Genomic DNA, 26,055 nt, shown 5'->3' with positions numbered 1-26,055 from the left:
GAGGCCCCGCCGCTTAGCATCGACCGGATATGAACCTGGCTGCAGCAGACACCACCGACGTCCCGAAGTGGGCGTCCAACGCGTTCCTCCAGTTCGTCGACGCCTGGCAAGCACCGATCACGATCGTCATCACGATCCTCGCGGCGATCGTCCTCCGGCTGATCCTCCGTCGCATGATCAAGCAGGTCGTCGACCGGATCGTGAACGGCGTCAAGAAGCGTCAGGGGGCGGCCGACACCCAGGCCCTCATCGCCTCCCCCGTGCAGACCGCGCGTGTCGTGCAACGGACCCGGACGCTCGGCAGTGTCCTCGAGAACCTGGCCACCGTGGTCGTCGTCGTGATCGCGCTCGTGGTCATCGCCACGGCGTTGTGGAAGGGTGCCGCGGTCGGCATCGTCGGCGGTGCGTCCCTCGTCGCGGCCGGCCTCGCCGTCGGCGCCCAGTCCATCGTGAAGGACCTGTTGTCCGGCATCTTCATGATCCTCGAGGACCAGGCCGGCGTCGGTGACGTCGTCGACACCGGGCAGGCCACCGGCGTCGTCGAGAACGTCGGGCTGCGCGTCATGCAGATCCGCGACGTGAACGGCATCCTCTGGTTCGTCCCGAACGGGCAGATCCTGCGCGTCGGCAACCTTTCCCAGGGCTGGTCACGGGTGCTCGTCGACATCACCGTGCCGTACGACACCGACATCGACGCCGTGCAGGACGCCCTGCTCAAGGCCGCCGTGACGATGTCGCAGGAGCCGCGCTGGCGCCAGCGGATCGTCGAGAAGCCGGAGATCTGGGGCCTGCAGTCGATCACCGACGCCGGGATGGTCTTCCGCCTGGTCGTGAAGACCCGCGCCTCCGAGCTCGACGTCGTCGGCCGGGAGCTCCGCACCCGACTGAAGCACGCCGTCGACGAACTCGGCATCACCCTGCCCGCGATGGCGATGATCATGCCCGAGGGCTGGGAGAACGCCACCTCGATCAACGGGCTGCGCACCGTCCGCACCCAGCCGATGGCTGCGCCCACGAAGCCGCGGCGCACCAAGCGCAACATCCTCGGGCAGCCGATCCGCACGGACGACGAGCCCGACAGCGGGAAGGACCCCCGATGACCGACCTCACACCCCCGACCGGCCCGGGTGGGCCAGGAGCACGCGGTTCGCTCGGCATGCCCGGCGTCCCCGCGCAGCCGATCACCCTGCGCGTCGGTGAGCACGGCACCTCGGCCACCGGGTCGCTGTACGAGCGGATCGGCGGTGCCCCCACCTTCGACCGGCTCGTCCGGCGCTTCTACGAGGGCGTGCAGCAGGACGAGGTCATCTGGCCGATGTACCCGGCCGACGACCTCGAGGGCGCGATCTGGCGCCTGTCCGCCTTCCTGCAGCAGTACTGGGGCGGGCCGGGCACGTACAGCGAGCAGCGCGGGCACCCCCGTCTGCGGATGCGCCACAACCCGTTCCGCATCACGTCCGAGGCGCGGGAGCGCTGGCTCCACCACATGCACGAGGCGGTCGAGTCGCTCGAGCTCGCTCCCCTGGACGAAGCCGAGCTCTGGGGCTACCTCGACCGCGCTGCCCACGCGATGACGAACACCTTCGACTGACGCGCGTCCGGCGCGGACGCCGTCGTGTCGTCGAGACGCCGCCGGATCCGGCGGCGTCTCGACGCTCCCGCGGCGTCTTCCGCGGACGCCGGCGTGCAGTGATCGTCACGAGCGCCGGACGGGAGGCCCGTGGCGGCGTCGCCACGGGCCTCCCGTCCGGCGGTTCCCGCGTTCTCGTGCTGGCGAGACGCCGGCGTGTCCGTCCGACGCCGCCATGTGCGTTCCGCGCCTCCGAATACGGCGGCGTCTCGCGGAACCGGCGGCGTGCCCGCGGGACGCCGGCGTCTTCGGCCAGCGTGTCTCAGCGCGGTCAGCGCACGTACGAGCCGGAGGCGAGGTCGTCGACCAGCGACGGCCGTGACGGCCGCCAGCCGTGGGCCGACCGGGCGTGTGCGCCGGACGCCTCCTGGTGCAGCAGCAGCGCGTCGGCGAAGTCCTGCCCGAGCCGTTCGCGGCTCGCATCGACGCTCTCGGCGACGACCGGTGCACCGTGGGCCCCGGCCTCGGCGAGCTCGCGCACGGTCGGGTTGTCCCCGGTCGCCGCGACGATGTACCCGTCGAGCTCGCCGCGGTGCAGCGCGAGGACGTAGAGCTCGCCGAGGTCGTCCACGTGCACCGTCGTCCACCGCTGGGAGCCATCCCCGACCAGCCGCACCGGCTGCTCGCCGTCGCCGACGAACATCGCCGGGATGCCGGCGCCGCGTCCGTACACGATGCCGGGCGCGACGATGGTGCTCCGGACGTCGCTGGCGCGCAGCAGGGCCTCGTTCGGACCGCGCCACGCGGTCAGCGCCGGCGGGTCGATCGGCGACTGCTCCGAGATGTCCGTCGAGTCGCCGAAGGTGAAGATCCCGCCGGTGTGCACGAACGGCTTGGGGGTGCCGGCCAGTGCAGCGATCGCGGTGCGGATGAAGTCCGGGTCGACGTCCGGGGCCGATGCCGTGTGGACCACGCCGTCGCTCTCGTGCAGCAGCCGTTCGACGACCTCGGTGTCGGTGACGTCACCGACCAGGGCTCGGCCACCGGCGTCACGGACGTGCTGGGCCTTCTCGTCGGACCGGACGAGTGCGGTGACCTCGTCGCCGCGGGCGACCAGGGAGCGGAGGACGGAGGAGCCGATGTAGCCGGACGCACCGGTGAGGAAGACGTGCATGCGGCCAGCCAACCACGGCGGCCGGGCGGCGTGGTCCGCGGCGGTCATCGTCCTCGCCGTCTTCTTCGTCGTCGTCGTTACGAGCTCAGGGTCCAGGCGCGCCGCTTCACGAGCACGTGGCCGCGCGACGTCGTGAGACGGCTCCACGGACCGGTCTCGAACAGGCGCACCGGGTCGTGCCCGAGGAAGCCGAGGCTCTCGCCGGCGAACCCCGCACCAGCCGGCAGGTGCTCGACGCCGGGGACCGGTCTGCCCCAGACCTCGGCACGGATCCGCCGGACGATGGCCTCGCCCGAGTTGGACGGCACGGCGTCCGCGACCTCGGCGATGCCGTCACGGGTGGCCCGGCGGAGGAGTTCGGGCGAGACGTCCGGCAGCGGGACCCAGCCCCCGCGGGGCGGCGAGATGGCCGCCCACGTGACCGTGTGGACCTCGTGCGGCAGCTCGACCTCGATCGGGGTGGCCCGCGTCGGGTCCGCGCCCTCGGCGTGCTCGGCGTCCTGCGTCTCTGCCAGCAGGCGGAGACGCTCGAGCAGCGACTGCAGCGGCACCACGGTGTCGATCGAGGCGGGCTCGGTGAGCGAGAACGTGCGGAGGCCGAGCACCGTCGGCAGTTCGTCGAGCAACCCGAGCGGGTAGAGGATCGCCGTGTAGACGGCCAGGACGCCCGAGTCGGCGATGAGCCGGACCGAGCCGTCCTCGATCCGAGCGGCACGTCCGAGGTACGTGCGGAGGTCACCGAGTGAGGCGGCGTCGGGAAGCGTGAACGAGTTGCCCATGTCGTCCACGATCCTACCGGCCGTCGACGTCGCACCGCCTGGGCGTGGTGACCCTGCATCGAGGCCGGGCAGCCGTTCGTAGACTGCACAGCGTGAACGGCGAACCCGACTTCCTGCGGACCCTGCGACTCGAGGACACCGGCGCGAGCACGGGCGAGACGATCCTGACCGGTGCCAGCCACTGGTCCCCCGGCGGACGGGTGTTCGGCGGGCAGGTCCTGGCCCAGTGCATCGTCGCCGCGCAGACCACGATCGACGGTCGCGACGTCCACTCGATGCACGGGTACTTCCTGCGGCCGGGCGACGTCGACGTGCCGATCACCTTCGCCGTCGAGCGCATCCACGACGGTCGTTCGTTCGCGACCCGCCGCGTGCAGGCGTACCAGCGCGGCGTCCCGATCTTCTCGATGATCGCGTCGTTCCAGGTGCCGGACACCGGTCTCGAACACCAGGACCCGTACCCGGTGGACACCCCGGACCCGGAGTCCCTGCCGTCGGCCGCGTCGATCCTGTCCGCCATCGACCACCCCGTCGCACGGGCGTGGGCCGCACGGTCCATCGACCTGCGGCACGTCGAGGGTCCGGTGTTCGTCGACGTGCAGGGCGAGCACGTGCCGCACCAGGCGGTCTGGTTCCGGGTGCAGGGCGACCTGCCCGAGGACCCGGCGCTGCACCGTGCGGTGCTCGGCTACGCCAGCGACATGTCCATCCTCGAGCCGATCATGCGGCGGCACGGCGTCGCCTGGGGCACCCCCGGTGTGAAGAGCGCCAGCCTCGACCACGCGATGTGGTGGCACCGCGACGGTCGCGCGGACGAGTGGATCCTGTACACGCAGGAGTCCCCGAGCGCGCAGGGCGGACGGGGACTCGCGTTGGGGCGGATGTTCTCCCGCGACGGTCAGCTGCTGGCCACCGTCGCCCAGGAGGGCATGATGCGGGTGCCTACGGGCGGCTGAACTGCACCGGGTCTTCGAGGTAGCGCTCGCACGCGGCACGCTCGGGGTCGGTCAGCCGACGCGGACGGTTCGTCGCCGCGTCGACCATCACGAGTGCGGTCGTGGCCCGGGTGTACAGGACCGCGGGGGCCCGTCCCACGGGCGACCAGACCTCGTACGAGACGTCGATGCTCGCACCGCCCACCCGCCCGATCCACATCTGGATGTCGAGCGGCTGACGGAGGTACGGGATCGATGCCAGGTACTCGAGGCGTTGCCCGGCGATGATCGTCATGGTGCCCGAACCGGGCCGACCGTCGATGATCGGCTCGGGCAGGGCGCCGTCGGGGTCCTCACCGGGGTCGGCACCCCAGAACCCCACGATGCGCGCCTCTTCGAGGAGGCGCAGCATCGCGGAGTTGTTGACGTGGCCGTAGGCATCGATGTCGCTCCACCGCATGCGGATGGGAGCGTGCAGTCTCGCCACGCGGGTCAGTCGCGGGTGAGCTTGCGGTACGTCGCGCGCCCGGGCTTCGCGGCATCGGCGCCGAGGCGCTCGATCTTGTTCTCCTCGTACGCCTCGAAGTTGCCTTCGAACCAGTACCAGTTCGGCGTGCCGTCCTCGTTCAGGCCTTCCCACGCCAGGATGTGCGTGGCGATGCGGTCGAGGAACCACCGGTCGTGCGTGATGACCACGGCGCAACCGGGGTACTCGAGCAGGGCGTTCTCGAGGCTGCCGAGCGTCTCGACGTCCAGGTCGTTGGTCGGTTCGTCGAGGAGCAGCAGGTTGCCGCCCTGCTTGAGCGTCAGCGCGAGGTTCAGACGGTTGCGCTCACCACCGGACAGGATGCCGGCGCGCTTCTGCTGGTCCGGCCCCTTGAAGCCGAACTGCGACACGTAGGCGCGGGACGGGATCTCGGTCTTGCCGACCTGGATGTAGTCGAGTCCGTCGGACACGACCTCCCACAGGTTCTTGTTCGGGTCGATGCCACCACGGCTCTGGTCGACGTACGAGATGTCGACCGTGTCGCCGATCTTCAGCGTGCCGCCGTCGAGCGGTTCGAGGCCGACGATCGTCTTGAAGAGCGTGGTCTTGCCGACACCGTTCGGGCCGATGACGCCGACGATGCCGTTGCGGGGCAGCGTGAACGACAGGTCGCCGATGATGACGCGCTCACCGAACTGCTTGCGCAGGTGCTCGGCGTCGATGACCTGCGAGCCCAGACGCGGGCCGACCGGGATCACGATCTCCTCGAAGTCGAGCTTGCGGGTGCGCTCGGCCTCGGTGACCATCTCTTCGTAGCGAGCGAGACGGGCCTTGGACTTCGCCTGGCGGCCCTTGGTGTTGCTCCGGACCCAGTCGAGTTCCGAGGACAGGCGCTTCGCGAGCTTGGCGTCCTTCTTGCCCTGGACCTCGAGGCGGGCGCGCTTCTTCTCGAGGTAGGTCGAGTAGTTGCCCTCGTACGGGTACAGGCGACCGCGGTCGACCTCGGCGATCCACTCGGCGACGTGGTCGAGGAAGTACCGGTCGTGGGTCACGGCGAGGACGGCACCGTGGTACTGCTGCAGGTGCTGCTCGAGCCAGAGCACGCTCTCGGCGTCGAGGTGGTTGGTGGGCTCGTCGAGCAGGAGCAGGTCGGGCTTCTGGAGCAGGAGCTTGCAGAGCGCGACGCGGCGCTTCTCACCACCGGACAGGTGCGTGACGAGCTCGTCCCCCGGGGGGCACTGCAGCGCGGCCATCGCCTGGTCGAGCTGGGAGTCGAGGTCCCACGCGTCGGCGGCGTCGATGTCTTCCTGCAGCGTGCCCATCTCGGCCAGGAGCGCGTCGAAGTCGGCGTCCGGCTCGGCCATGAGCGCCGAGATCTCGTTGAAGCGCGCGAGCTTGCCGTGGATCTCGCCCACGCCTTCCTGCACGTTCTCGAGCACGGTCTTCGTCTCGTCGAGCTCCGGCTCCTGCATGAGGATGCCGACCGTGAAGCCGGGCGTGAGCTTCGCTTCACCGTTGGACGGCTGGTCGAGACCCGCCATGATCTTCAGGATCGTCGACTTGCCAGCACCGTTCGGTCCGACGACGCCGATCTTGGCACCGGGGAGGAACGACATCGTGACGTCGTCGAGGATCAGCTTGTCGCCGACCGCCTTGCGGGCGCGGACCATCTGGTAGATGTACTCAGCCATATCGGCCCCAAGTGTAGTGACACCGTCGGAGCAGCGCTCGCCCGACGCCGGATCGCCGCTTCCCGCACCTGTACGAACCGGCCTGTTGTTCGCGTCACGGACGACGTAGCTTTGCCTCACCCAGCAACCTGGGGCCCGTCGCCCACCACGACGAGGACCAGGATCAGGACCACGGACAGGACGAGGACCATGACCACGCACACGACAACGACCCCGTCGCGGCTCCGCCGCCTCGCGCTCCCCTTCGTCGGAGCGATCGCACTCACCGTCGGACTCATCGCACCGGTGTCGCCGGCATCCGCCGTGGCCCTGCCGAAGGGCGCCCCGTACCTGCTGTACACCGCGAGCATCAGCGCGAACGGCTCGGGGACCGGCTACTCGTCGTACATCAACGTGCACGACGCCCACAACAACGCCTACGCCTTCGGGATCCAGTCGGACAAGGGCTCCACCGTGAGCAAGGGCAAGCCGCGGTACATCTGGGAGCGCGTACAGAACGGCAAGTTCACGTACGGCTACCTCGGCCCGGCGACGAACAAGCTCACCCCGATCGGCATGCGCTGGTACAAGAACGACGTCGCGACGATGATCGTGAACCACAAGACCGTCGCCAACCTGAAGCTCAACCTGGACGGACGGCTGTTCTTCAACGCCGAGGCCAACGCCCGTCTGAACGGTGACGTCGTGCACTCGACGGTGCAGAACACCCGCATCACGGTCGGCGACCGCAAGTCGAACACCGGGCTGAACGGCAAGTGGAACACGGGCTTCTCGTTCCACGGCCTGAAGGCCACGCAGACCAACAGCCCGCGGGTGCAGGGTGCGAGCTTCAAGATCGACGGCCGTGTGACCGGGCTGCCCCGCGGTGGCAACTGGGACACCGACCAGGTCTCCGGCATCGGGATGATCGCCCAGAAGTGGTGACCGACGCGAGGCGGTGAACCGCACGCGGAACAAGCGGCCTGACCCGGCGCACCGACTCCGATCGGCTGCCGGGTCAGGCCGCTTCGTCGTGGTCGGTGCGGTCGGCGTGGTCGTCGAGGTGTGGCGCAGGGTCCCAGGGCGCGGCGTCCTGCTCGAGGACGTGTTCGGACGGCCCCGCTGGCTCCGTGCCGTCCCCGAGGGTCGGTGCGCCGTGCAGCGCATCGGCGTCGTCGTCCGACCCCGGGTCGGTCGACGGTGCGTGTTCGTGGGGCTCTGCGGTGTGCTCCCCGCGGTCGGGTCCGTCCGCGGCGCCGTGACCCACAGCGGGGTCACGGACCTCGCCGGTGCGGGGGTCCACCCCACGCAGTCCACCGTGACCCGATGCGGCGTCGCCGACCTGCCGCGGAACCCGCAGCCAGTTGCTGATCCCCCACGCCAGGTCGTGGCCGATGCCGTCGGCGTCGATCTCGACCGAGGTCCCGCCACGACCGTCGCGTTCCCACGTGCGGATGCGAACCCGGCCGGCGACGACGATCCGATCGCCCTTCTTCAGGGACTTGAACACGTTCGACGCGAGCGACCGGAACGCGGTGACGGTGTACCAGTTGGTCGCACCGTTGACCCAGGCCGAGGTGGCCCGGTCCCAACGACGCGAGGGTGACGCGAGCCGGAGACTCGTGATGGCGATGCCGGTCTCGGTGACGAGGTGCCGGGGCTCGGTGGCGACGATTCCGCAGACGGTGATGATGTCGTTCATGGGTCGATCGTCACGGAGCCCGGGGCTGCCTCAGCAGCCCCGGGCTGGATCTGTGGCGTGTGGACCCGATCAGGCGACCTGTGGAGGACGAGTCCCCCGGGCCTCCTGTCCGGACCCGCTCAGTGCGCTCGGAACTCGGGCCGGGCGGCCAACGGTCCGAGCGCGGCGTGGACCGCGCCCTTCGCGGACTCGAGGGACGGGTAGGGCCCGCCCGCCCGTCGGCGTCCGTAGAGCTCGACCTCGAAGCCGTCCGCCGCGCGGTGGATGCTGCCCACTGCTCCGGCCGGACCGATGGCGACCCAGGTTCCCGTGTTGTCCGTCATGTTCGAACCACCTCCTCGTGGCCCTGCCGCCCCGGGGTCAGGACGCCAGGATGTACTGACTGTAGGCCTTCCGGACCTTGTTCACCTTGGGCAGCGCGACCGCGAGGCAGTAACCCTGCCCGGGGTTCTTCGCGAAGAAGTCCTGGTGGTACTCCTCTGCCGTGAAGAACGTCGAGAGCGGCTCGATGGTGGTGACGACCCCGCCGTCCCAGATGTCCGACGCCCGCTCGATCGCGCGCTCGAACAGCTCGCGCTGCGCGTCGTCGGCCGGGAACATCGCCGAGCGGTACTGCGTGCCGACGTCGGCGCCCTGCCGGTTCAGCTGACGGGGGTCGTGCAGCGTGAAGAAGACGTCGAGGATCACCTCGGCTGGGATCACCGACTCGTCGAACGTCACCGCGACCGCCTCGGCGTGCCCCGTCGTCCCGGTGCACACCAGTTCGTAGGACGGGTCGTCGACCTGTCCGCCGATGTAGCCCGACACCACGTCCTGCACACCCTGGAGCGTGCGGTACACGGCGTCGAGACACCAGAAACATCCACCTGCGAGCACGAACGTGGTCATGACGACACCCTCTCTCCGGGCCACGCGTGCGGCCCACTCGTTCCTCCACAACAGTGTGCGCGGAGACCCTGTTCCCCAGATCGGACGGCACCCCTCGGCGTGTCGGTGGTCCCCCGTAGCGTCGGCACCACACCGACCAGGAGGCCAGCGATGCAGACCATCACCGAACCCGCACTGCGGATCCGCACCGTCCCGCTGGCCCGCGCCCGGGGCGACTACCGCATCCTCGACGTCCGCGACGACCTGAGCCGCGTGACCCGGGCCAACGGTGAGATCGTCGGCTACGTCGACCGCATCGACGTCGCCGGCGACACCGCCTACCGTGCGCGCCGGTACGTCGCGACCGAGCGCCGGTTCGTCGAGCTGCCGAGCGTCTGGTCCGCCGACGACGCCGTGGACACCCTGCGCTGGTCATGATGTTCCACATTGGAATCATCTGCGCTGGGATGCGCGGAACGCCGTCCGACCTCCCCGACGCCTGATCGTCCCGTGAGTATGGTGCGCACATGGACTGGTGGAACGACCTGACCGACTGGACTTCGTCCGACACGGGGTGGCGGGTGCTCTCGGGCGCTGTGATCCCCTTCGTCGCGATCGTCGTGGCTGGTGTCATCGCGGCGCTCATCGGGCGCAGCGCGACCAAGCGGGTCGTGGCGCTGCAGGAGCGGGAATCGAAGAACGCGGCCGTGGCCGCGATCCTGACGGCTGCGCGCAAGGCTGCCGCGTGGGGATCCCTCGGACACGACGAGCGCGCCTATTCCGACCACCTGGCCGAGGACGCCGACATCCGGCTGCGCCTGCTCGCCGTGCAGGGTGCGCCGCTGGCCGCCAACTGGGCCCAGCACGAGATCGCCGACATCAAGAAGAACTCGTCGACGTTCAGCTTCCAGGCGGACCAGTCCCTCGCCGAGTTCCGTGACCGCCTGCTCGACTGGCAGGCACGTCCGAGCCGTGCGCGCAAGCTCTTCAAGGCCGACCTCGAGCGCTGGAAGTTCGAGTCTCCGGACCCCGACGCCGACCTGATCAAGCGCCAGCAGGACTGGAACGCCGACCAGGGCGAGGCCCCGCGCACCCAGGCGCAGGGCCCGGCCCCGGCTGCTCCGGTCGAGCGCGCCACCCCGACGACGACCTCGCTGCGTCCGGCGCAGCGCCCCGCATCAGCGCCTTCGGTCCCGGCAGCCACCGCACCCGCTGCTGGTTCGCCCGCTGCCGGTGCGGCTGCGCCCGGAACCGCAGCCGCCGGATCCACCGGTGGGACGACCCCGTCGTTCTCGGTGAACCGCGGTGCCGGCGCGAACCAGAACCGCGGGAGCACCGACCCGAACGCCACGCGCTCCTTCGGCGAGAACACCACCCGTGTCTACGGCGACGACGAGGCTGCGCCGCCGGTGCGCCCGGCGCTCGGCACCCCGACCTCACCCGCACGCTCCACCCCGGGTCGCGGCACGGACGACACCGAGGCCGTGGACGACGCCAGCGCCACCCGTGCCTTCGGCGGCGCGAGCGCCACCCGTGCGTTCGGCGACACCGACCGCGCACCGCGGAACGACCGCCCGTCCTCTGCCGACCGCGCCGTCGCGACGCCCACGGCAGCCGAGGCGCACGTCAACCGCACACCGGCGAACGACGTCCCGCCGGCGTCGGCTCCCCGGGTCGAGACCCCCGGAACGACGAACACCACGTCCGTCCCGACGCGTCTGGGCCAGGCCCCCGCCGAACCGGCCGACGCGAACGAGACATCGGAAGCGCCGTACACGCAGCCGATCAGCGCCGCCGAACTCCGGCGCCGCGCCGCGGACGACGACGAGTAACAGCCGCCACGACGCCACAGCGACGAGAACAGGGCCGCCATCCGCACAGGATGGCGGCCCTGTTCGTCTTCGGTGCCCCCGGCAGGAATCGAACCCGCGGCACGGTGGGTAGAAACCACCTGCTCTATCCACTGAGCTACGGAGGCAAGCAGCGTCGATTGTAGCGCCGTGACCAGATCCGGCGGTTGCCCAACGGTCGGCCGCCGTCTGCTCTCCGTTCCCCTCCGGGACACCCGCGCTTCGTAGCGTCCGGAGCATGCGCACCACCGGTTCCGTCCTCGCCGTCGTGCCCGCGCGTGCCGGGTCGAAGGGGATCCCCGGCAAGAACCTCCGCACCGTCGCGGGTCGTTCGCTGGTCCGTCGTGCGGTCGAGTCGGCTCGGCTGGCCGCGAGCATCGACGAGGTGGTCGTCACGACCGACGGCGACGCGATCGCCGCAGAGGCGGTCGCCTCCGGTGCCGCCGTGGTCCGCCGTCCGGCCGAGCTCGCCGGTGACGAGGCATCGTCCGAGTCCGCGCTGCTGCACGTCCTCGACGCGATCAGCACGCCACTGCCCGAGGTCCTCGTCTTCCTGCAGGCGACCTCGCCGTTCATCGACCCGGCCGACCTCGACGCCGCCGTCGCGCGCGTGGTCGACGGGCACGCCGACGCGGTGTTCGCGGCCGCAGCGTCGCACGCGTTCCTGTGGCGGACCGCGCCGGACGGCACCGCGGTCGCGGTCAACCACGACGCTGCGACCAGACCGCGCCGCCAGGACCGTGAGCCGGAGTTCCGCGAGACCGGCGCGTTCTACGTGATGCGGACGTCGGGGTTCCTCGAGCACCGGCACCGGTTCCACGGCCGCGTCGAGCTGGCCGTCGTCGACGGTGCCGGCGCGATCGACATCGACGACGAGGCCGACCTGGCCCTCGCCGAAGCCCTCGCCGGCGCGCGGAACGAAGCCCCCGGCCACGGCCACGCACGCGTCGGCGCCCCTGCCCCCGCACCCACCACGACCCGAGACCCATCCCCGACGCGGGCCACCCCCGCACCGAACGGAGCACCATGACCGTCACCATCGGTACGTCCACGATCGGCGCGGGCCACCCCGCCTACCTCATCGGCGAGATCGGCCTCAACCACAACGGCGACGTCGACATCGCGAAGCAGCTCATCGACGTCGCTGCCGACGCCGGCCTGCAGGCCGTCAAGTTCCAGAAGCGCACCCCCGCGATCTCCACGCCGGAGCACATGAAGAACACCCCGCGCAGCACCCCGTGGGGCGACATGACCTACCTGGAGTACCGCTACCGCGTCGAGTTCGACCGCGACCAGTACATCGAGATCGGTGACCACGCGACCCTCCGCGGTCTCGACTGGTTCGCGTCGCCGTGGGACGAGCCGTCGGTGGACTTCCTCGAGGACCTCAACGTCGTCGCCTACAAGATCGCGTCGGCGTCGGTGACGGACCTCGGGATGCTCGCCGCGGTCGCCGCGACCGGCAAGCCCGTCATCCTGTCGACCGGCATGTCCACGCTCGAGCAGATCGACGCCGCCGTCGAGACCCTCGGCACCGACCGCCTCGTCCTCATGCACGCGACGTCGACCTACCCGCTGCCCGCCGAGGAGGCGAACCTCCGCATGATCGACACGCTCGCCCACCGGTACGCGGGCGTCCCCGTCGGCTACTCCGGCCACGAGCCCGGCCTGCAGATCTCGATCGCCGCGGTCGCCCTCGGCGCCACGGCCGTCGAACGGCACATCACGCTGGACCGCACGATGTGGGGCTCCGACCACGCCGCGTCCCTCGAGCCGCACGGTCTGAAGACGCTCGCCCGTGATATCCGCATCATCGAGACCGCCCTCGGCGACGGCGTCAAGCGCATCTTCCCCGGCGAGCAGGCACCGCTCGCGAAGCTGCGTCGTGTCGGCGCGTGAGCGCATGCAGTCGCCATCCGGGCACCGGCGAGCAGGCACCGCTCGCGAAGCTGCGTCGCGTCGGCGCGTGAGCGCATGCAGTCCCCATCCGGGCGCCGGCGAGCAGGCACCGCTCGCGAAGCTGCGTCGCGTCGGCGCGTGAGCGGAGCGCACGTGAGCACCGCGCACGTGACCGGCCCGGTCGACGGGACCCGCGCCCTGGACGTGCCGGCTGACGGCGGTGGGTCGACCGGCGGACGGGAGGCGCGCCTCCCGTCCGCCGCGTCACCACGCGTCCGACGCGTGGTCGGCCTGGTCGACACCGACTCGTTCGCGAAGTGGGGCGCCCACCTGCTGGCGACCGCGCCCGCCGACTGGGACCTGGAGCTGCGCACCGTGGCGACCCCGCGGTCGGCCAGTCCGAAGCAGCTGCGTTCGGCGTTCCGCGGGTTGGACCGACGACTCGCCCACCTGCACCGCGAACCGCCCGTACCGAAGGACGTCGACGCCGCCGTCGAGGAGCTCCGACAGGACCCGCCGGACGCCGTCCTGGTGTCCTTGATCGGGCCCGTGGCCGAACTCGTGATCGACGAGGTGCACCGGCGGATCCCGGACCGGCCGGTGCTGGTGTCCGGGCTGCCGGGGATCTCGTTCCCCGCGAAGTGGAAGGGCATCTTCTTCCGCGCCCGGGCCGACCTGTTCGTGCTGCACAGCCACCGCGAGGTGCGCGCGTACGAGGAACTGGCGCGCGAGGGCGGGGTCGAGCCGCACTTCGCACTCGCCACACTGCCGTTCGCCCGGGGTGCCGGCGCGACCGGCGCGACGGGCGCGACGGGCGCGCCCGTCCGCGACTCCGTCGTCTTCGCGGCGCAGCCGAGTGTGCCGCTCGAGCGGGCCGACCGAGCCCTCGTCGTGCGCTGGCTCGTCGACACGGCCCGCGCGCACCCGGAGTGGCGCGTCGTCATCAAGACCCGCGCCGCGGCCGGCGAGCACCAGACGCACCGCGAGGAGCACCCGTACCCGGACCTGGTGCCGGCGGACGCCCCGGCCAACCTGGTGGTGGAGAGCGGCCCGATGGCCGACCACCTCGACCGCGCGGTGGCACTCGTGACGATCAGTTCGACGGCCGTCCTCGAGGCTGCGGCCCGGGGTGTCCCCGCGCTCACGCTCACCGACTTCGGGATCGGGCGGCACCTGATCAACGAGGTGTTCGTGGGGAGTGGCCTCGAGGGGGACGCCGTCGACCTGGTCGACGGCCGGTTCGGGGCCGTCCGGCCGGAGTGGATGCGGGACAACTACTTCCACCCGGCCGCCGAGGACGACTGGCAGCGCCGACTGGTGGACCTCATGGCCCGACGGGACGCCGGGAGGCTGGTGGACCGGGCACCGGCTCGGCGGAGCCGTGGTGGGGCGCTGCGACGTGCGTGGGAGCGGAAGAACGCCCTCGGTGGGGCCGATCGAAGCCCGCTCGGGCTGGTCGCGCTGGGCATCGGGGCGCCGATCCGGAGTGCGAAGCGCCTGGCGCGGCGCATGCGGGCACTGATCGATCCGCCGGAGCCCGTCGTGGTTTCGGCGCCGACGTCGCAGCGCGCAGGAGGGCGCGTCGCTGCGCCCGCGTCGGGGGCCGCCGCTGGGACGGCCGCGGCAGCGGCTCGGTCAGAGCGCCTTGGCCACCGCGAGCAGGAGCTGGTCCCGGGTCGGGACGCCGGGTGAACGGAAGACCTCGGTGCCGTCGTCCTGCCGCACGATGATCGTGGGCGTGGACCGGACACCGAGGTCTTCCGCGTCGTCGGGGTGCGCCGCCACGTCGTGTTCGGTCACGGTGAGCCCGGGGACGAGCGCCGAGGCCTCGGCCGACACCCGGCGGGCGGCGGCGCACGGCGCACAGAAGGCGGACGTCCAGAGATCGAGCTGCATGTGGTCCTGCAACGCGGCGGGTGGGGGTTCTACTCCCGGTCGAACTCACCGCTGCGGTCGCCGCGGTCCTGCAGGTCGTCCACGGGGTCGGACTCGCTCGGCTCGTAGGTGAACTCGACCGAGATCTGGTCGAGCACCTGGCGGGACTTGGTGGCGCGGTAGGTGAAGGCCGTCTGCAGGCCCTCGACGTCGGCGAACACCGTGACCTCGTCGTCCAGCGCGTCGCTCGTGGCGGTGCGGGTGTCGGTCGTGCCGTCGAAGGGGCCGCCGTGGAAGATCGCGGTGTACTCGTCGCCTTCGTGGATGGTGATGTCGCTCATGCATCCCTTCTACCAGGCGGCGGCTGGGGCAGTCTGTTCAGCCCGTCCTTGCGCGGCGGTCCTCGCCCGTTGCGCGGCGGCCCTCGCACGTTGCACGGCGGTCTTCGCCGGTTGCGCCCCGGTCGCCGCCGTTGCGGAATGCATAGCATCGCTATATAGTTCCGCTATGGAAACACCGCGCGAGCAGACGATCGAGACCCTCCTCGTCTCCGTCAACCGCCTGATCCGCCGCGCCGTCCAGTCGACGGGCAACACGTCCTCCACCGCCGTCTGGCGCACACTCGGCATCCTCGAGACCGACGAGCCCCTGCGGCTCGGCGAGCTGGCCACCGCGTCGCGCGTGGCGCAGCCCACGATGACCCGGCTCGTCGCTGGCATGCTCGCCGACGGTCTGGTCAGCCGCAGCGTCGACCCCGGCGACTCCCGCGGGCAGCTCGTCGAACTCACCGACGCCGGGCGCGACCGGCTCGCGGCCTGGCGTTCCACCCTCACCAGCACGGTCGGCCCGTTGTTCGCCGACCTGACCGACGACGACTGGGACGTCCTGCACCACGCGGCGGACCTGATCGCCCAGCGCACCCGGACAACCCCCAACGGAACGGAGATCCCCGCGTGAACGCCCACGCACCCGCCGGCCGGTCCGGCTCCATCCTCAAGCAGTCGTCCGCGGTCTGGGCGATCGCCTTCGCCTGCGTCGTCGCGTTCATGGGCATCGGCCTCGTCGACCCGATCCTCCCCGCGATCGCCGCGTCCCTGAAGGCGACCCCGGCGCAGACCGAGCTGCTCTTCACGAGCTACCTCGCCGTCACCGGTGTCGCGATGTTCTTCACGAGCTGGGTCTCGAGCCGCATCGGCGCGAAGCGCACCCTGCTCATCGGACTCGCCCTGATCGTGGTCTTCTCGGTCCTCGCCGCGACGTCGAACAGCGTGTGGAGCATCATCGACTTCCGCGCCGGGTGGGGTCTCGGCAACGCGCTCTTCATCTCCACCGCGCTCGCGACCATCGTCGGGGCAGCGTCGGGCGGCACCGCCTCGGCGATCATCCTGTACGAGGCAGCGCTCGGCCTCGGCATCGCCGTCGGCCCTCTCGTCGGAGGCCTGCTCGGCTCGGTGAGCTGGCGCGGCCCGTTCTTCGGCGTGACCACCTTGATGGCCGTCGCGTTCATCGCCATCGTCGCCCTGCTCAAGACCGGCAGTCTCGAGAAGCCCACACCCACCAAGCTCTCCGCACCGTTCCGCGCTCTCGGTCGTCCCGCGCTCGCCGCACTCGCCGCGACCGCGCTGTTCTACAACATCGGCTTCTTCGTCCTGCTGGCGTACACGCCGTTCCCGCTCGGCTTCGGCGCGCTCGGCATCGGGTTCACGTTCTTCGGCTGGGGTGTCGGCCTCGCCATCACGTCGGTGTGGGTCGCCCCGATGCTCACCGCCCGGCTCCGCAGGACGACCGTGCTGAAGATCGCGCTGCCCTTGCTCGCACTCGACCTGTTCGCCGCCGCGCTCGTCGTCCGGTCGCAGGTGGGCCTGATCATCTGCGTCGTCATCGGCGGCCTCGTGCTCGGTGTCCTGAACACCGTGTTGACCGAGTGCGTCATGGAGGCCACCGACCTCCCCCGCTCGGTCGCCTCGAGCGCCTACTCCGCCGTCCGCTTCATCGGCGGTGCCATCGCCCCGCCCGTCGCGACCCTGCTCGCCGACGCGTACTCCCCCTCGGCGGCGTACGTCTTCGCGGGTGCGTCCGTCGCGGTCGCCTTCGTCGTGATCCTCTGCACCACCAAGGTCCTGCGCCGCGTCGACGACGGTGCCGAGCCCGAGCGCGTCGAGGCCGAGGCGATCACCGCCGGCGAGATGGTCTAGGGGCGGGGCGGGTCCACCGCCACGCGGACGCTCCCCGCTCGCCCCGATTCTCCCGCCTGCCCCGCTTCTCCCGCTTCTCCGCGAGCGGGCGAAATGCCCGGGTGTCCCCCGTGGGCACTCCGGCATTTCGCCCGTTCGTGCATCTGCGTGCCCGCTCCCCCGTACACCCGTGCACTCACTCCCCTCTCCACCTGAGCGGGCGAAATGCCCGGGTTCGCCCGCAGGGCGACCCGGGCATTTCGCCCACTCGCGGAGGACTCGAGCGGCCGGCGGGAACGCCGCGGCAGGCGGGGTGGAACGAACCGCCTGGAGGCGCGACGCAGCCCGCCGGGGTCGCCACGGGCCTCCAGGCGGTCGCCGGCAGTGCTGTCGGCTCGCGTCGCGGCCGAGCGGGCGGAACATCCGGGTGCGTCCGCCCAGTGGGCCCGGCATTTCGCCCGCTCGCGGTGGGGGCGCAAGTCCGAGCGGGAACGCCGCGGCAGACGGGTGGAACGAGCTGACTGGAGGCGCGGGGCGGCCTGCCGGGGTCGTGACGGTCCTCCAGCCGGTCGCGTGCACCGCCTGCGCTTCGTGTCCCGGACGAGCGGGCGAAATACCCGGGTGCGTCCGGAGGGCGACCCGGGCATTTCGCCCGTTCGCGGATCCGACCCACGGAACGGGCCGATGCGGGCACGGGCACGGGCACGCACGCCCCCCCCCCGCCCGCGGCCCGTACGGGAGGCACGCAGGGCGGGAATAGGATCGAGGACATGGCAACCGCGAATGACCGCCTCGTCTGGATCGACTGCGAGATGACCGGCCTCGACCTCGAGGTCGACGAACTCGTCGAGGTGGCCGTGGTCATCACCGACTTCGACCTCGAGCCCGTGCACCCCGGGTTCGACATCGTCATCAAGCCGGACCAGTCGGCGCTCGACAACATGAACGAGTTCGTGACGAACATGCACGTCACCTCGGGCCTCATCGAGGAGATCCCGAACGGCGTGAGCCTGGCGGACGCCGAGTACCAGGTGCTCGAGTACATCCTCGAGCACGTCCCCGCCGAGGGCTCCGCGCCCCTGGCCGGCAACACGATCGGCACCGACCGGGCGTTCCTGTCGAAGTACATGCCGCGCGTCGACGGACACCTGCACTACCGCAGCGTCGACGTGTCCAGCATCAAGGAACTCTGCCGCCGCTGGTTCCCGCGCGTGTACTTCAACGCGCCGGAGAAGCACGGTGGGCACCGTGCCCTCGCGGACATCCTCGAGTCGATCCGCGAGCTCGAGTACTACCGCCGCGCCGGCTTCGTCGCCGAGCCCGGCCCGAGCACCGACGACGTGCGCGCCGTGCAGGCCGACGTCGTGGCGAAGTGGGAGTCGCGGCTGGCGCAGCCCACGGCCGAGTAGCGACACGGGTGGTCCGCACCCCGTCCCGCATGTACTACTATTGAGTGGTCGCGCCGGTCCGCCGGTTCGAACATGGTGGATATAGCTCAGTTGGTAGAGCGCCTGGTTGTGGTCTAGGAGGTCGCGGGTTCGAGACCCGTTATTCACCCCAGTACTGAAGAACAGACGAAGGCCCCGGTCCGTTGGACCGGGGCCTTCGTCGTTCCGCGAACATGTTCGGGTCTTGTGTAAAATATGTACTTCTGTATATTGTAGATCAGTGCAGACCCGATCCTTTCGACCAGACATCCAGGGCCTCCGTGGGATCGCCGTCGCCGTGGTCGTCCTCGACCATGCGTTCCGTTGGCCGAGCGGTGGGTTCCTCGGCGTCGACGTCTTCTTCGTGATCTCCGGGTTCGTCATCACCGCAGGGCTGCTGCGTGAACACGGGCGGACCGGACGGATCCGCCTCCGGGCCTTCGCCGCCCGCCGCGTGCGCAGGCTCGCGCCGGCATCCCTCCTCGTGATCCTCGTGACCACGGCTGCGGCCTGGGTCCTCCTGCCGACGAGCAGGTTCGCTTCGGTCGCCGCCGATGCCGTCGCCTCCGTGCTCGCCGTGCAGAACTGGCGGTTGGCAGCAGCGGGCACCGACTACTTCGCGGCGACGGCAGCCGCCTCACCGTTCCAGCACTTCTGGTCCCTCGCGGTCGAGGAACAGTTCTACCTGGTGCTCCCGGTCCTCCTGCTGCTCCTGCTCGGGCGTCGCGCACGCCGAGACGATCGAACCGTCGGGCGCTCGGCACGTGCAACCGTCGTGATCGGCGGCCTCACGGTGTGCTCTCTCGCGTGGGCCTTCGTCGCTGCTGCGGTCGACCCTGCCTCCGCGTACTTCTCGACGGCGACGCGTGCATGGGAGCTCGGCGTGGGTGTCCTCGCCGCGATCGCTGTGCACCGTGCCCGGTCGGTCCGCCCGTGGGTCGCGGAGTGCATGGTCGTCATCGGACTCGGCGCGATCGCCGCGTCCGTCCTGCTCGGGCGGGAGAGCCTCGGCATGCCGGCACCGCTCGCACTCGTCCCGACGCTCGGTACCGCGCTCATCCTGGTCGCCGGAGCCGAAGCCGGAACCGGAGCCGGCGCCAGCTCCCGCTCCAGCTCTGGTCCCGCACCCACCCGCACGGCCTGGGCAGCGGCACCGCTGCGCTGGCGTCCCCTCGTCGGACTCGGGACGGTGAGCTACTCGCTCTACCTCTGGCACTGGCCGTTCATCGTCCTGCTGCCCCTCTTCACATCGCTCCCCGTCGGCATCGCGGTCGTCCTCGCACTGCTGACGTCGATCGCGAGCTACGCAACGGTGGAGACCGCCTTCCGGCACCGCGGCCTCCGCGCCACGCTGCAGGAACACCGTCTGCGGCTGCAGGTCGGCGCGCTGGCCGCGCTGACCGTGCTCACCCTCGTCACCGTCTCGGGAACCGCCGAGCGGCTCCGGCCGCTCCCACCGGTTCCCGCTGCCGCGCCCGCCGCCGGGGACGACACCGACCTCGCCGCCGACGACTCGTTCCCGGCGCTGCAAGCCCGCGCCGACGCCATCGCAGCAGGGCTGGGCGCGCGATCGTGGCCGGACGACCTGACGCCGAGTGCCGAGGCGATCAGCGCCCCTGGCTACGCAGACTCCCTGACGAAGACCTCGAGTTGGGCGCCCACCCTCGGGTGCTCCGTGATCGGTGCCGATTGGCGCGCGGACTCGTGCACGTGGGGCGCCGCTCCGGGGACGTCCGTGATGCTCACTGGCGACTCCACCGGTGCGTTCTCGGCGCCGGGGTGGAGAGCGCTCGCAGAAGCCCCCGACGCCGATGTGCAGGTCCGGAACGGCGCACAGATCGGCTGCCCCTTCTCCACGACGGCGCTCACCTCGGACGTCGACACCTGCGCCGCCCACAACGCGGAGGTGCTCGCCGAGGTCGAACGGACGACCCCGGACGTCCTGGTCGTGACGAACCGGTTCTGGGACAAGGAAGACCCGAGCCTCGAAGGGATCACGCGAGAGTCCTACGAATCCGGCGTCAAGGGGATCATCGAGGCTGCCCGACCGCACGTCGGCCGCGTCGTCGTCGTACCCGCCACCCCGCCGGGGTACGCGCCGACCGGCTGTGTCGCCGGCACCCGGGGGCCACAGGACTGCCGAGAAGGCGATGCGACAGCCCGCGCCCAGATGCGTTCCCTGACCACCCTGCTCGACGACGTCGACGAGACCACGGTGCTCGACACGACCCCCCTCTGGTGCTCGTTCGGTACCTGCCCGCTGCTCATCGGGAACGTCCTCACCCGCTTCGATCCGGTCCACGTCACACCGGAGGCTTCACAGGCATCGGCGCCGGCGCTGCTCGACCTGCTCCGGAAGGAGGACATCCTGCCGGGTGTGCGACCATCGACCCCGTGATGGAGATGTCCGCCGAGGCCTTCGAGCAACTCGTGACCGACGAACTCGACCTGCTCCCCGACGAGATGGTCGACGGGCTCGACAACGTGGTGTTCGTCGTCGAGGACGAACCGGAGAACGGCGAAGAGCTCTTCGGTGTCTACGACGGCATCGCAGCCACCGAGCGCGGGCAGTACGGCTTCGGCGAGCTGCCCGACCGCATCGTGGTGTTCCGGAAGCAGCACCTGGCCGAGTGCGACACCGTCGAGGAGCTCAAGGACGAGGTGCACACCACCCTCGTGCACGAGATCGGGCACTTCTACGGCATCGACGACGAGCGGCTGCACGAGCTCGGCTGGGCGTAGCGGCCAGCGACGCGCCCGCGCACCGCACCCGCACCGCACCCGCACCCGCGCCTCAGAACCGCGTCGGCCCCACCTCGTGGTACTTCTCCCACGCCCCCACCGGCCCCCGCCCGTGCAGCGCGTACTCCCCCACGAGCCGCTCCTTGTAGACAGCTGGGTTGTGCGACGCCACCACCCGCGCGTTCCGCCAGTGCCGGTCGAGCGCACGCGTCCGGTCGGTCGCTGACGCCCCGCCGACCTCGAACAGCTCGGACGCCGACCGCAGCACCCGCGGCCCGATCTCGACCTGCGCCTGGTACACGGCGTTCTCGGCCGCGTCGAGCAGCACGCGGTCGACACCGGCCCCGGGTTCGTTCGTCGCGACGACCCCGTCGAGCAGCCCGGCGGCGGCGGCGACGAGCGACCGGGCGGTGAACGCGCCGGCCGACAGTCGCCCGAGCACCGCGAGCACCTGCGGGTCCTGGCCCGGCACGGCCGCGTTGGCGTGGATGTACGTGCGGGTCCGTGGTCGCACGAAGGCCACGGCGTCGTCGGACACCGCCTGCCCGATCCCGGCGAGGACCGCCAGCAGGTACAGCTGGTAGAAGGCCTGGATGTGCGACAGCGGGGCGTCCCGGTACGCCGACACCACCGACGGGTCGACCGACACCCCGTCGAACACGGTCGTGCCGGACGCGGTCAACCGCTGCCCGAAACCGTCCCAGTCGTCGATGCTCGTCACGCCCGGCGCGGAGGCGTCGACGGCGAACGTCACGCGCTCCCCGTCACGGTCCGCCGCCAGGTAGATCCAGTCCGCGTAGAGCGTGCCGGTCGAGTAGAACTTCGTGCCGTCGAGTCGCGCCGCCCCGGGCCCGGACGGCGTCACCGTGGTCGAGATGTCGGCCAGCGTCGTCCCGGTCCGCTCCGAGGTCGCGTTCCCGATGATCGCGCCGCCGACGATGCGCTGGAGCCACTCGTCGCGCGACGCGGAGTGCGGCCGCAACAGCACCAGTTCGGTGTACCCGAAGTGTCCCCGCCACAGGTGCGCGATGTTCGAGTCCGCCGCCGCCAGGTCCGCCACCAGGTGCGCGAGTTCCACCAGCGTCACGCCGAACCCACCGCGGTCCTCCGGCACGCGCAACCGCCCGAACCCCGCGTCGGCGAGCGCCCGGACCTCGGCGTGCGGCAGCGGCCGGTCGCCCGGCGTCCCGGACGCCAGCTCACGCTCGACCGCGCCGTCGCGGATCGTCGCGAACACGGGCGCGAAGCGTTCGCGCAGGGTCGACAGACGGTCGGCCGGGAGGCCCGGCGTGCGCCCGTCGGTCGTCGTCGCGTCCGTCATGCGGGCACCTCCACCGCACGGGCTGCGTCCGCGACGCCGCTCGCGCCACCGGAGAACGCCCCGCGCCACTGCCGGGCCGGGTGCGAGTCCGGCAGCTGTGCGTGGCCGGAGAGCTTCTCGCGCAGGGTCCCCTCGCGGTACTCGGACTGCATCAGTCCGCGCTCCTGCAGGGTCGGCGCGATGTGGTCGACGAACTCTTCATACGAGCCGGGCAGCGTCCAGTTGATGACGTTGACGCCGTCGACGCCCACCCGCTGCCAGTCGGCGAGCTCGTCGGCGATCTGCTCCGGCGTCCCGACGACCCGGGCGCGGAGCTTCGCGGACAACCGGGCGAGGTCCGCGATGGTGGGTTCGCGGTCCCCGGCGGCCTCGCGGAGCCACTGCAGGTGCGACTGCCCGGCGTGGGTGCGGACCTCGGACAGCGGCGTGTCCGGGTCGAGGGGCTCGCCGGTGTCCGCGTCGAAGCCGAGGTTCGAGTGCACCAGGAACCCGTCGGCGGCCAGGTACTCGTCGATCTCCGCTTCCTTGGCCTTCGCCTCGGCCTCGGTCGAGCCGGTGACGAAGGTCAGGCCGAGGAAGAACGCGATGTCGTCGCGCCGCCGGCCGGCGGCCGCGGACAGGTCGCGGGTCTCCCGGATGAGCTGTTCGGTGGCGTCACGATTCGAGGTCAGGATGAACTGGGCCTCGGCGTTCCGGGCCGCGAAGGCTCGGCCGGCGGGCGAGGACCCCGCCTGGAACAGCACCGGCGTCCGCTGCGGTGACGGTGCCGACAGGTGCGGACCCTGCACGTCGTAGCGGGCGCCGTGGTGGTCGATGCGGTGCACCCTGTCGGGGTCGGCGTAGCCGCGGACGGGGTCCTTCAGGACGGCGCCGTCGTCCCAGGATCCCTCCCAGAGCTTCGCGCAGACCTCGAGGTACTCCTCGGCCCAGACGTAGCGCTCGTCGTGCTCCTCGAGCCGGTCGGCGCCGAAGTTCCGGGCGGCGCTGTCGAGGGCGCTCGTGACGACGTTCCAGCCGATCCGGCCCCGGGTGATGTGGTCGAGCGTGGAGACCTTGCGGGCGAAGTCGAACGGGTGCGCCTGGATGACGCTCGAGGTGAACGCCAACCCGAGGTGCTCGGTCGACACGGCGAGCGCGGAGAGCAGCACCGAGGGGTCGTTCGAGGGGATCTGCAGCCCCTCGCGCAGGTTGGTCGAGTAGTCGCCGCGACCGGGGCCGTAGGTGCCGACGACGTCGGCGAAGAACATCGCGTCGAACTTGCCGCGCTCGAGGGTCCTCGCCAGGTCGGTCCAGAGCGTCACGTCGTCGAAGTCGGCCTGCCGAGCGTCGGGGTGCCGCCACAGGCCGTGCTGGATGTGCGACGTCGTGTTCATGACGAAGGCCGCGAAGCGCAGCGGGCGGTTCGGTGCATCGCTCATGCGACCCATCGTGGTCGGCGGGCACCGCCCGCCGACAGCGACGTGACCTCACGTTACGCGTGGTGTTCCCCGGCGCAGTGGACGCGACCATGCTCCTGAGGCATGCCGAGCCAGACCACCGTCACCGCGCCTCCCGGCCGTCCCGCCGCACCGTCGACCAGCGCGACCCGTCGTCGGGTCGCGCTCGCGTCGTTCATCGGGACGACCGTCGAGTACTACGACTTCTACCTCTACGCGACGGCCTCGGCGCTGGTGTTCGCACCGACGTTCTTCCCGTCCGTCACACCCGCGGTCGGGGTGATCGCGTCGTTCGCGACCTACGGCGTCGGGTTCGTGGCGCGGCCGCTCGGCGGGGTGGTCGCCGGGCACCTGGGCGACCGGATCGGGCGGAAGAAGCTGCTCGTCGCATCGCTGGTGCTGATGGGCATCGCGTCCACGCTGATCGGGGTGATCCCGTCCGCCGCGACCATCGGGGTCGGCGCCGTCGTGGCGCTCGTGTTCCTGCGGCTGCTGCAGGGTGTCGCTGCCGGAGCCGAGTGGGGCGGCTCGGCGCTGCTGTCCGTCGAGCACGCGCCCGAACGGCACCGCGGGCTGTTCGGGGCGTTCACGCAGATGGGGTCGGCCGGTGGGATGCTCCTGGCGACCGGGGTCTTCACGCTCGTGCGGTCGCTGCTCGGCACCGAGGCGTTCCTGGCCTGGGGCTGGCGGCTGCCGTTCCTGTTCTCCGCCGTGATCGTCGCGGTCGGGCTCGTCATCCGGCTCGGCGTGCAGGACGCCCCGGTGTTCCAGGAGCTGCGTGCCTCGGGTGGGGTCGAACGGTTCCCGGTGTGGCAGGCGATCCGGCAGCACCCGCGGTCGATCCTGGTGACGGCGGGCCTGCGACTCGTGCAACCGGCGCTGTACTCGATCCTGACGACGTACGCACTGACCTACCTCGGCAACGTGCGGGGGCCGTCGGGTTCGGACGCGGGGCTGCAGGCCGTGCTCGTGATCTCGGCGGTGTCGCTCGTGTCGACGCCGTTCTGGGGGTGGCTGTCCGACCGGGTCGGGCGGCGGGTGCTCACGATCTGGTCGGCTGTGGGCATCGCGGTGCTCATCTGGCCGTTCTTCGCGTTCCTCGACGCCGGGCCCCTCGTGCTGCTGCCGCTCGTGGCGCTGATCGGGATGTGCGTGTTCCACGACAGCATCTACGGCCCGCAGGCGGCGTGGTTCGCGGAGCAGTTCCCGACCGGGCGGCGGTACTCGGGGATGTCGCTCGGCTACCAGATCGGGTCGATCTTCTCGGTGGGGCTGACGCCGCTGCTGGCCGCGGTGTTCGTGCAGTTGGGCGGTGGCTCGCCGTGGATCCTGTGCGGGTACCTCGGGGTGTACGCGGTGCTGACGATCGTCGCGGCGGTGTTCGCGGTGGATCCGCGGGCGGCGGCGGCGCGGCGGGCGGCGCAGGCGGGGCGGCGCGGGCGCGGGCCGGCGCCGGCGCGGGCCGAGTCTCGGCTTGACGGACAGTTCTCGCCTTCCGTAGCCCGAGAACTGTCCGAGGACGCGTGACTCGCGGCCGCCGCAGGGCGCTACGTCCGCAGGACCACGTCGGCCAGGGCGGCCGGGTCCTCGGCGGCGATGAAGGCCTGCTCCTGCGCGGCCCAGCGGTCCCACTCGCGTGCGAAGACCTCGCCGTCGCGTCCGATCGCCCGGTCCCAGCGCACGGCGTCGTCGGCCTCGAGCCACACACGCAGCGACGCCAGCGGTGCCGACGCCCGCGACAACGCCCCGCAGCCCTCCACCACGATCGGCAGGTCGGGGTCCACCGACGTCCACTCCGCGGGTCCGTCGGCGTCCCAGTCCCACCGTCGGTAGCCGCTCGGCGCTCCGAGCACGTCGGTCACCAGGGCGTCCGAAGCCGCTCGCAGGCCGTCCCAGCCCGGGTAGAGGTCGTCCAGGTGCACGAGCTGCGCTCCGAGCTGTTCCGCGACCTGCGCGCCGAGGGTCGTCTTGCCCGTGCCGGACCGGCCGTCGATGAGCACGACGGCACGGTGGCCCGTGGCGGCGGCGACACCGGCGGCAGCAGCAGCGAGGCCCGGGGCGAGGTCCCCCGCGGTCGCGCCGGTCGCGCCGGTCGTGCCGGCCCCGCCCGTCGTGCCGGTCGTGCCGGTCGTGCCGGCCCCGCCCGT

The 26,055-nt window shown here is 71.3% G+C and carries 27 protein-coding genes and 2 tRNA genes; 16 read left to right on the top strand and 13 right to left on the bottom strand.

What is annotated here, in order from left to right:
• Nucleotides 1-29 precede the first annotated feature (29 nt).
• Nucleotides 30-1,100 (top strand): mechanosensitive ion channel family protein, encoded by a 1,071-nt coding sequence (locus BIU95_RS16445; RefSeq protein WP_017886036.1) that lies wholly within the window; start codon nt 30-32, stop codon nt 1,098-1,100.
• A gap of 56 nt (nt 1,101-1,156) precedes the next feature.
• Complete coding sequence (locus BIU95_RS16440) at nt 1,157-1,591, top strand: globin (RefSeq protein WP_228499471.1); 435 nt, start codon at nt 1,157-1,159, stop codon at nt 1,589-1,591.
• A 310-nt stretch (nt 1,592-1,901) separates the two neighbouring features.
• Here the strand turns inward: BIU95_RS16440 and BIU95_RS16435 are convergent, their stop codons facing one another.
• Entirely contained in the window at nt 1,902-2,744 is an 843-nt protein-coding gene (locus BIU95_RS16435; RefSeq protein WP_071252450.1) for an NAD(P)H-binding protein, read from the bottom strand.
• 77 nt (nt 2,745-2,821) lie between these two features.
• Entirely contained in the window at nt 2,822-3,523 is a 702-nt protein-coding gene (locus BIU95_RS16430; RefSeq protein ID WP_031259242.1) for a hypothetical protein, read from the bottom strand.
• 92 nt (nt 3,524-3,615) lie between these two features.
• Between BIU95_RS16430 and BIU95_RS16425 the strand changes: the two genes are divergently transcribed.
• Nucleotides 3,616-4,479: an acyl-CoA thioesterase II gene (locus BIU95_RS16425; protein ID WP_042538556.1), complete on the top strand. Its 864-nt coding sequence runs from the start codon at nt 3,616-3,618 to the stop codon at nt 4,477-4,479.
• On the opposite strand, the gene BIU95_RS16420 is transcribed toward BIU95_RS16425, so the two are convergent.
• The gene (locus BIU95_RS16420) at nt 4,466-4,918 is read right to left on the bottom strand and encodes a thioesterase family protein (protein ID WP_071252247.1); all 453 of its coding nucleotides are present in this window, start codon (nt 4,916-4,918) and stop codon (nt 4,466-4,468) included. The genes BIU95_RS16425 and BIU95_RS16420 overlap by 14 nt on opposite strands.
• A 32-nt stretch (nt 4,919-4,950) precedes the next feature.
• Nucleotides 4,951-6,636 (bottom strand): energy-dependent translational throttle protein EttA, encoded by a 1,686-nt coding sequence (ettA, locus tag BIU95_RS16415; RefSeq protein ID WP_017886042.1) that lies wholly within the window; start codon nt 6,634-6,636, stop codon nt 4,951-4,953.
• Between the two features lie 189 nt (nt 6,637-6,825).
• Between ettA and BIU95_RS16410 the strand changes: the two genes are divergently transcribed.
• Nucleotides 6,826-7,560, top strand: a complete 735-nt coding sequence (locus tag BIU95_RS16410; protein ID WP_017886043.1) for a hypothetical protein — start codon at nt 6,826-6,828, stop codon at nt 7,558-7,560.
• A 73-nt stretch (nt 7,561-7,633) separates the two neighbouring features.
• Here the strand turns inward: BIU95_RS16410 and BIU95_RS16405 are convergent, their stop codons facing one another.
• The 3 genes from BIU95_RS16405 to msrA all read right to left on the bottom strand — a co-directional run bounded on the left by BIU95_RS16405 (nt 7,634) and on the right by msrA (nt 9,205).
• Nucleotides 7,634-8,317 (bottom strand): single-stranded DNA-binding protein, encoded by a 684-nt coding sequence (locus tag BIU95_RS16405; protein WP_071252245.1) that lies wholly within the window; start codon nt 8,315-8,317, stop codon nt 7,634-7,636.
• A gap of 119 nt (nt 8,318-8,436) precedes the next feature.
• On the bottom strand, nt 8,437-8,640 hold the full coding sequence (locus BIU95_RS16400) for a hypothetical protein (RefSeq protein ID WP_017886045.1): 204 nt from the start codon (nt 8,638-8,640) through the stop codon (nt 8,437-8,439).
• A gap of 37 nt (nt 8,641-8,677) precedes the next feature.
• Nucleotides 8,678-9,205 (bottom strand): peptide-methionine (S)-S-oxide reductase MsrA, encoded by a 528-nt coding sequence (gene msrA / locus BIU95_RS16395; RefSeq protein ID WP_042538560.1) that lies wholly within the window; start codon nt 9,203-9,205, stop codon nt 8,678-8,680.
• A 150-nt stretch (nt 9,206-9,355) separates the two neighbouring features.
• On the opposite strand from msrA, the gene BIU95_RS16390 reads away from it, so the two are divergent.
• Both BIU95_RS16390 and BIU95_RS16385 read left to right on the top strand, forming a co-directional pair.
• Nucleotides 9,356-9,622 (top strand): hypothetical protein, encoded by a 267-nt coding sequence (locus BIU95_RS16390; RefSeq protein WP_017886047.1) that lies wholly within the window; start codon nt 9,356-9,358, stop codon nt 9,620-9,622.
• 89 nt (nt 9,623-9,711) lie between these two features.
• Nucleotides 9,712-11,016 carry a hypothetical protein gene (locus tag BIU95_RS16385; protein ID WP_071252242.1) on the top strand — a complete coding sequence of 435 codons (1,305 nt, stop codon included), beginning with the start codon at nt 9,712-9,714 and terminating at the stop codon, nt 11,014-11,016.
• Between the two features lie 73 nt (nt 11,017-11,089).
• On the opposite strand, the gene BIU95_RS16380 is transcribed toward BIU95_RS16385, so the two are convergent.
• Nucleotides 11,090-11,162, bottom strand: a tRNA-Arg gene (locus BIU95_RS16380).
• A 110-nt stretch (nt 11,163-11,272) separates the two neighbouring features.
• Between BIU95_RS16380 and BIU95_RS16375 the strand changes: the two genes are divergently transcribed.
• The 3 genes from BIU95_RS16375 (at nt 11,273) to BIU95_RS16365 (ending at nt 14,625) form a co-directional block, all read left to right on the top strand.
• Complete coding sequence (locus BIU95_RS16375) at nt 11,273-12,064, top strand: NTP transferase domain-containing protein (RefSeq protein ID WP_071252240.1); 792 nt, start codon at nt 11,273-11,275, stop codon at nt 12,062-12,064.
• A complete protein-coding gene (locus BIU95_RS16370) occupies nt 12,061-12,933 on the top strand; it encodes an N-acetylneuraminate synthase family protein (RefSeq protein ID WP_017886049.1) in 873 nt (290 codons plus the stop codon). Before BIU95_RS16375 ends, BIU95_RS16370 begins: the two co-directional genes overlap by 4 nt.
• Before the next feature lie 138 nt (nt 12,934-13,071).
• Nucleotides 13,072-14,625 carry a DUF6716 putative glycosyltransferase gene (locus BIU95_RS16365; protein ID WP_175470788.1) on the top strand — a complete coding sequence of 518 codons (1,554 nt, stop codon included), beginning with the start codon at nt 13,072-13,074 and terminating at the stop codon, nt 14,623-14,625.
• On the opposite strand, the gene BIU95_RS16360 is transcribed toward BIU95_RS16365, so the two are convergent.
• A complete protein-coding gene (locus tag BIU95_RS16360) occupies nt 14,569-14,829 on the bottom strand; it encodes a thioredoxin family protein (protein WP_017886050.1) in 261 nt (86 codons plus the stop codon). The two genes, BIU95_RS16365 and BIU95_RS16360, sit on opposite strands and share 57 nt — an antisense overlap.
• A gap of 29 nt (nt 14,830-14,858) precedes the next feature.
• The gene (locus tag BIU95_RS18450; RefSeq protein ID WP_017886051.1) at nt 14,859-15,149 is read right to left on the bottom strand and encodes a hypothetical protein; all 291 of its coding nucleotides are present in this window, start codon (nt 15,147-15,149) and stop codon (nt 14,859-14,861) included.
• A gap of 166 nt (nt 15,150-15,315) precedes the next feature.
• Here BIU95_RS18450 and BIU95_RS17985 point away from each other — a divergent pair, with 166 nt between their 5' ends.
• The 6 genes from BIU95_RS17985 to BIU95_RS16325 all read left to right on the top strand — a co-directional run bounded on the left by BIU95_RS17985 (nt 15,316) and on the right by BIU95_RS16325 (nt 21,151).
• Nucleotides 15,316-15,765, top strand: a complete 450-nt coding sequence (locus tag BIU95_RS17985; RefSeq protein WP_017886052.1) for a MarR family winged helix-turn-helix transcriptional regulator — start codon at nt 15,316-15,318, stop codon at nt 15,763-15,765.
• Nucleotides 15,762-17,003 carry an MFS transporter gene (locus BIU95_RS16345; protein WP_017886053.1) on the top strand — a complete coding sequence of 414 codons (1,242 nt, stop codon included), beginning with the start codon at nt 15,762-15,764 and terminating at the stop codon, nt 17,001-17,003. The genes BIU95_RS17985 and BIU95_RS16345 overlap by 4 nt, the downstream gene beginning before the upstream one ends.
• A 749-nt stretch (nt 17,004-17,752) precedes the next feature.
• A complete protein-coding gene (gene orn, locus BIU95_RS16340; RefSeq protein WP_017886054.1) occupies nt 17,753-18,391 on the top strand; it encodes an oligoribonuclease in 639 nt (212 codons plus the stop codon).
• 75 nt (nt 18,392-18,466) lie between these two features.
• Nucleotides 18,467-18,542, top strand: a tRNA-His gene (locus tag BIU95_RS16335).
• 108 nt (nt 18,543-18,650) lie between these two features.
• Nucleotides 18,651-20,807 (top strand): acyltransferase family protein, encoded by a 2,157-nt coding sequence (locus tag BIU95_RS18855; RefSeq protein ID WP_175470787.1) that lies wholly within the window; start codon nt 18,651-18,653, stop codon nt 20,805-20,807.
• Nucleotides 20,807-21,151, top strand: a complete 345-nt coding sequence (locus BIU95_RS16325) for a metallopeptidase family protein (RefSeq protein WP_017886056.1) — start codon at nt 20,807-20,809, stop codon at nt 21,149-21,151. Before BIU95_RS18855 ends, BIU95_RS16325 begins: the two co-directional genes overlap by 1 nt.
• A 52-nt stretch (nt 21,152-21,203) precedes the next feature.
• Here the strand turns inward: BIU95_RS16325 and BIU95_RS16320 are convergent, their stop codons facing one another.
• On the bottom strand, nt 21,204-22,472 hold the full coding sequence (locus BIU95_RS16320) for an acyl-CoA dehydrogenase family protein (protein ID WP_071252234.1): 1,269 nt from the start codon (nt 22,470-22,472) through the stop codon (nt 21,204-21,206).
• A complete protein-coding gene (locus tag BIU95_RS16315; protein WP_071252231.1) occupies nt 22,469-23,890 on the bottom strand; it encodes an LLM class flavin-dependent oxidoreductase in 1,422 nt (473 codons plus the stop codon). The genes BIU95_RS16320 and BIU95_RS16315 overlap by 4 nt, the downstream gene beginning before the upstream one ends.
• A 102-nt stretch (nt 23,891-23,992) precedes the next feature.
• On the opposite strand from BIU95_RS16315, the gene BIU95_RS16310 reads away from it, so the two are divergent.
• Complete coding sequence (locus BIU95_RS16310; protein WP_083389424.1) at nt 23,993-25,435, top strand: MFS transporter; 1,443 nt, start codon at nt 23,993-23,995, stop codon at nt 25,433-25,435.
• Nucleotides 25,436-25,455: 20 nt separating this feature from the next.
• Here the strand turns inward: BIU95_RS16310 and BIU95_RS16305 are convergent.
• Nucleotides 25,456-26,055: hypothetical protein (locus BIU95_RS16305; protein WP_254783403.1), on the bottom strand; the 600-nt coding region annotated here is incomplete at its 5' end.

Origin of the sequence: Curtobacterium sp. MCBA15_007, assembly GCF_001864905.1 — a bacterium.
GTDB lineage: Bacteria > Actinomycetota > Actinomycetes > Actinomycetales > Microbacteriaceae > Curtobacterium > Curtobacterium poinsettiae.
Note: the sequence above shows the minus strand (reverse complement) of the source record. Positions and strands in the feature narration are given on the sequence as shown.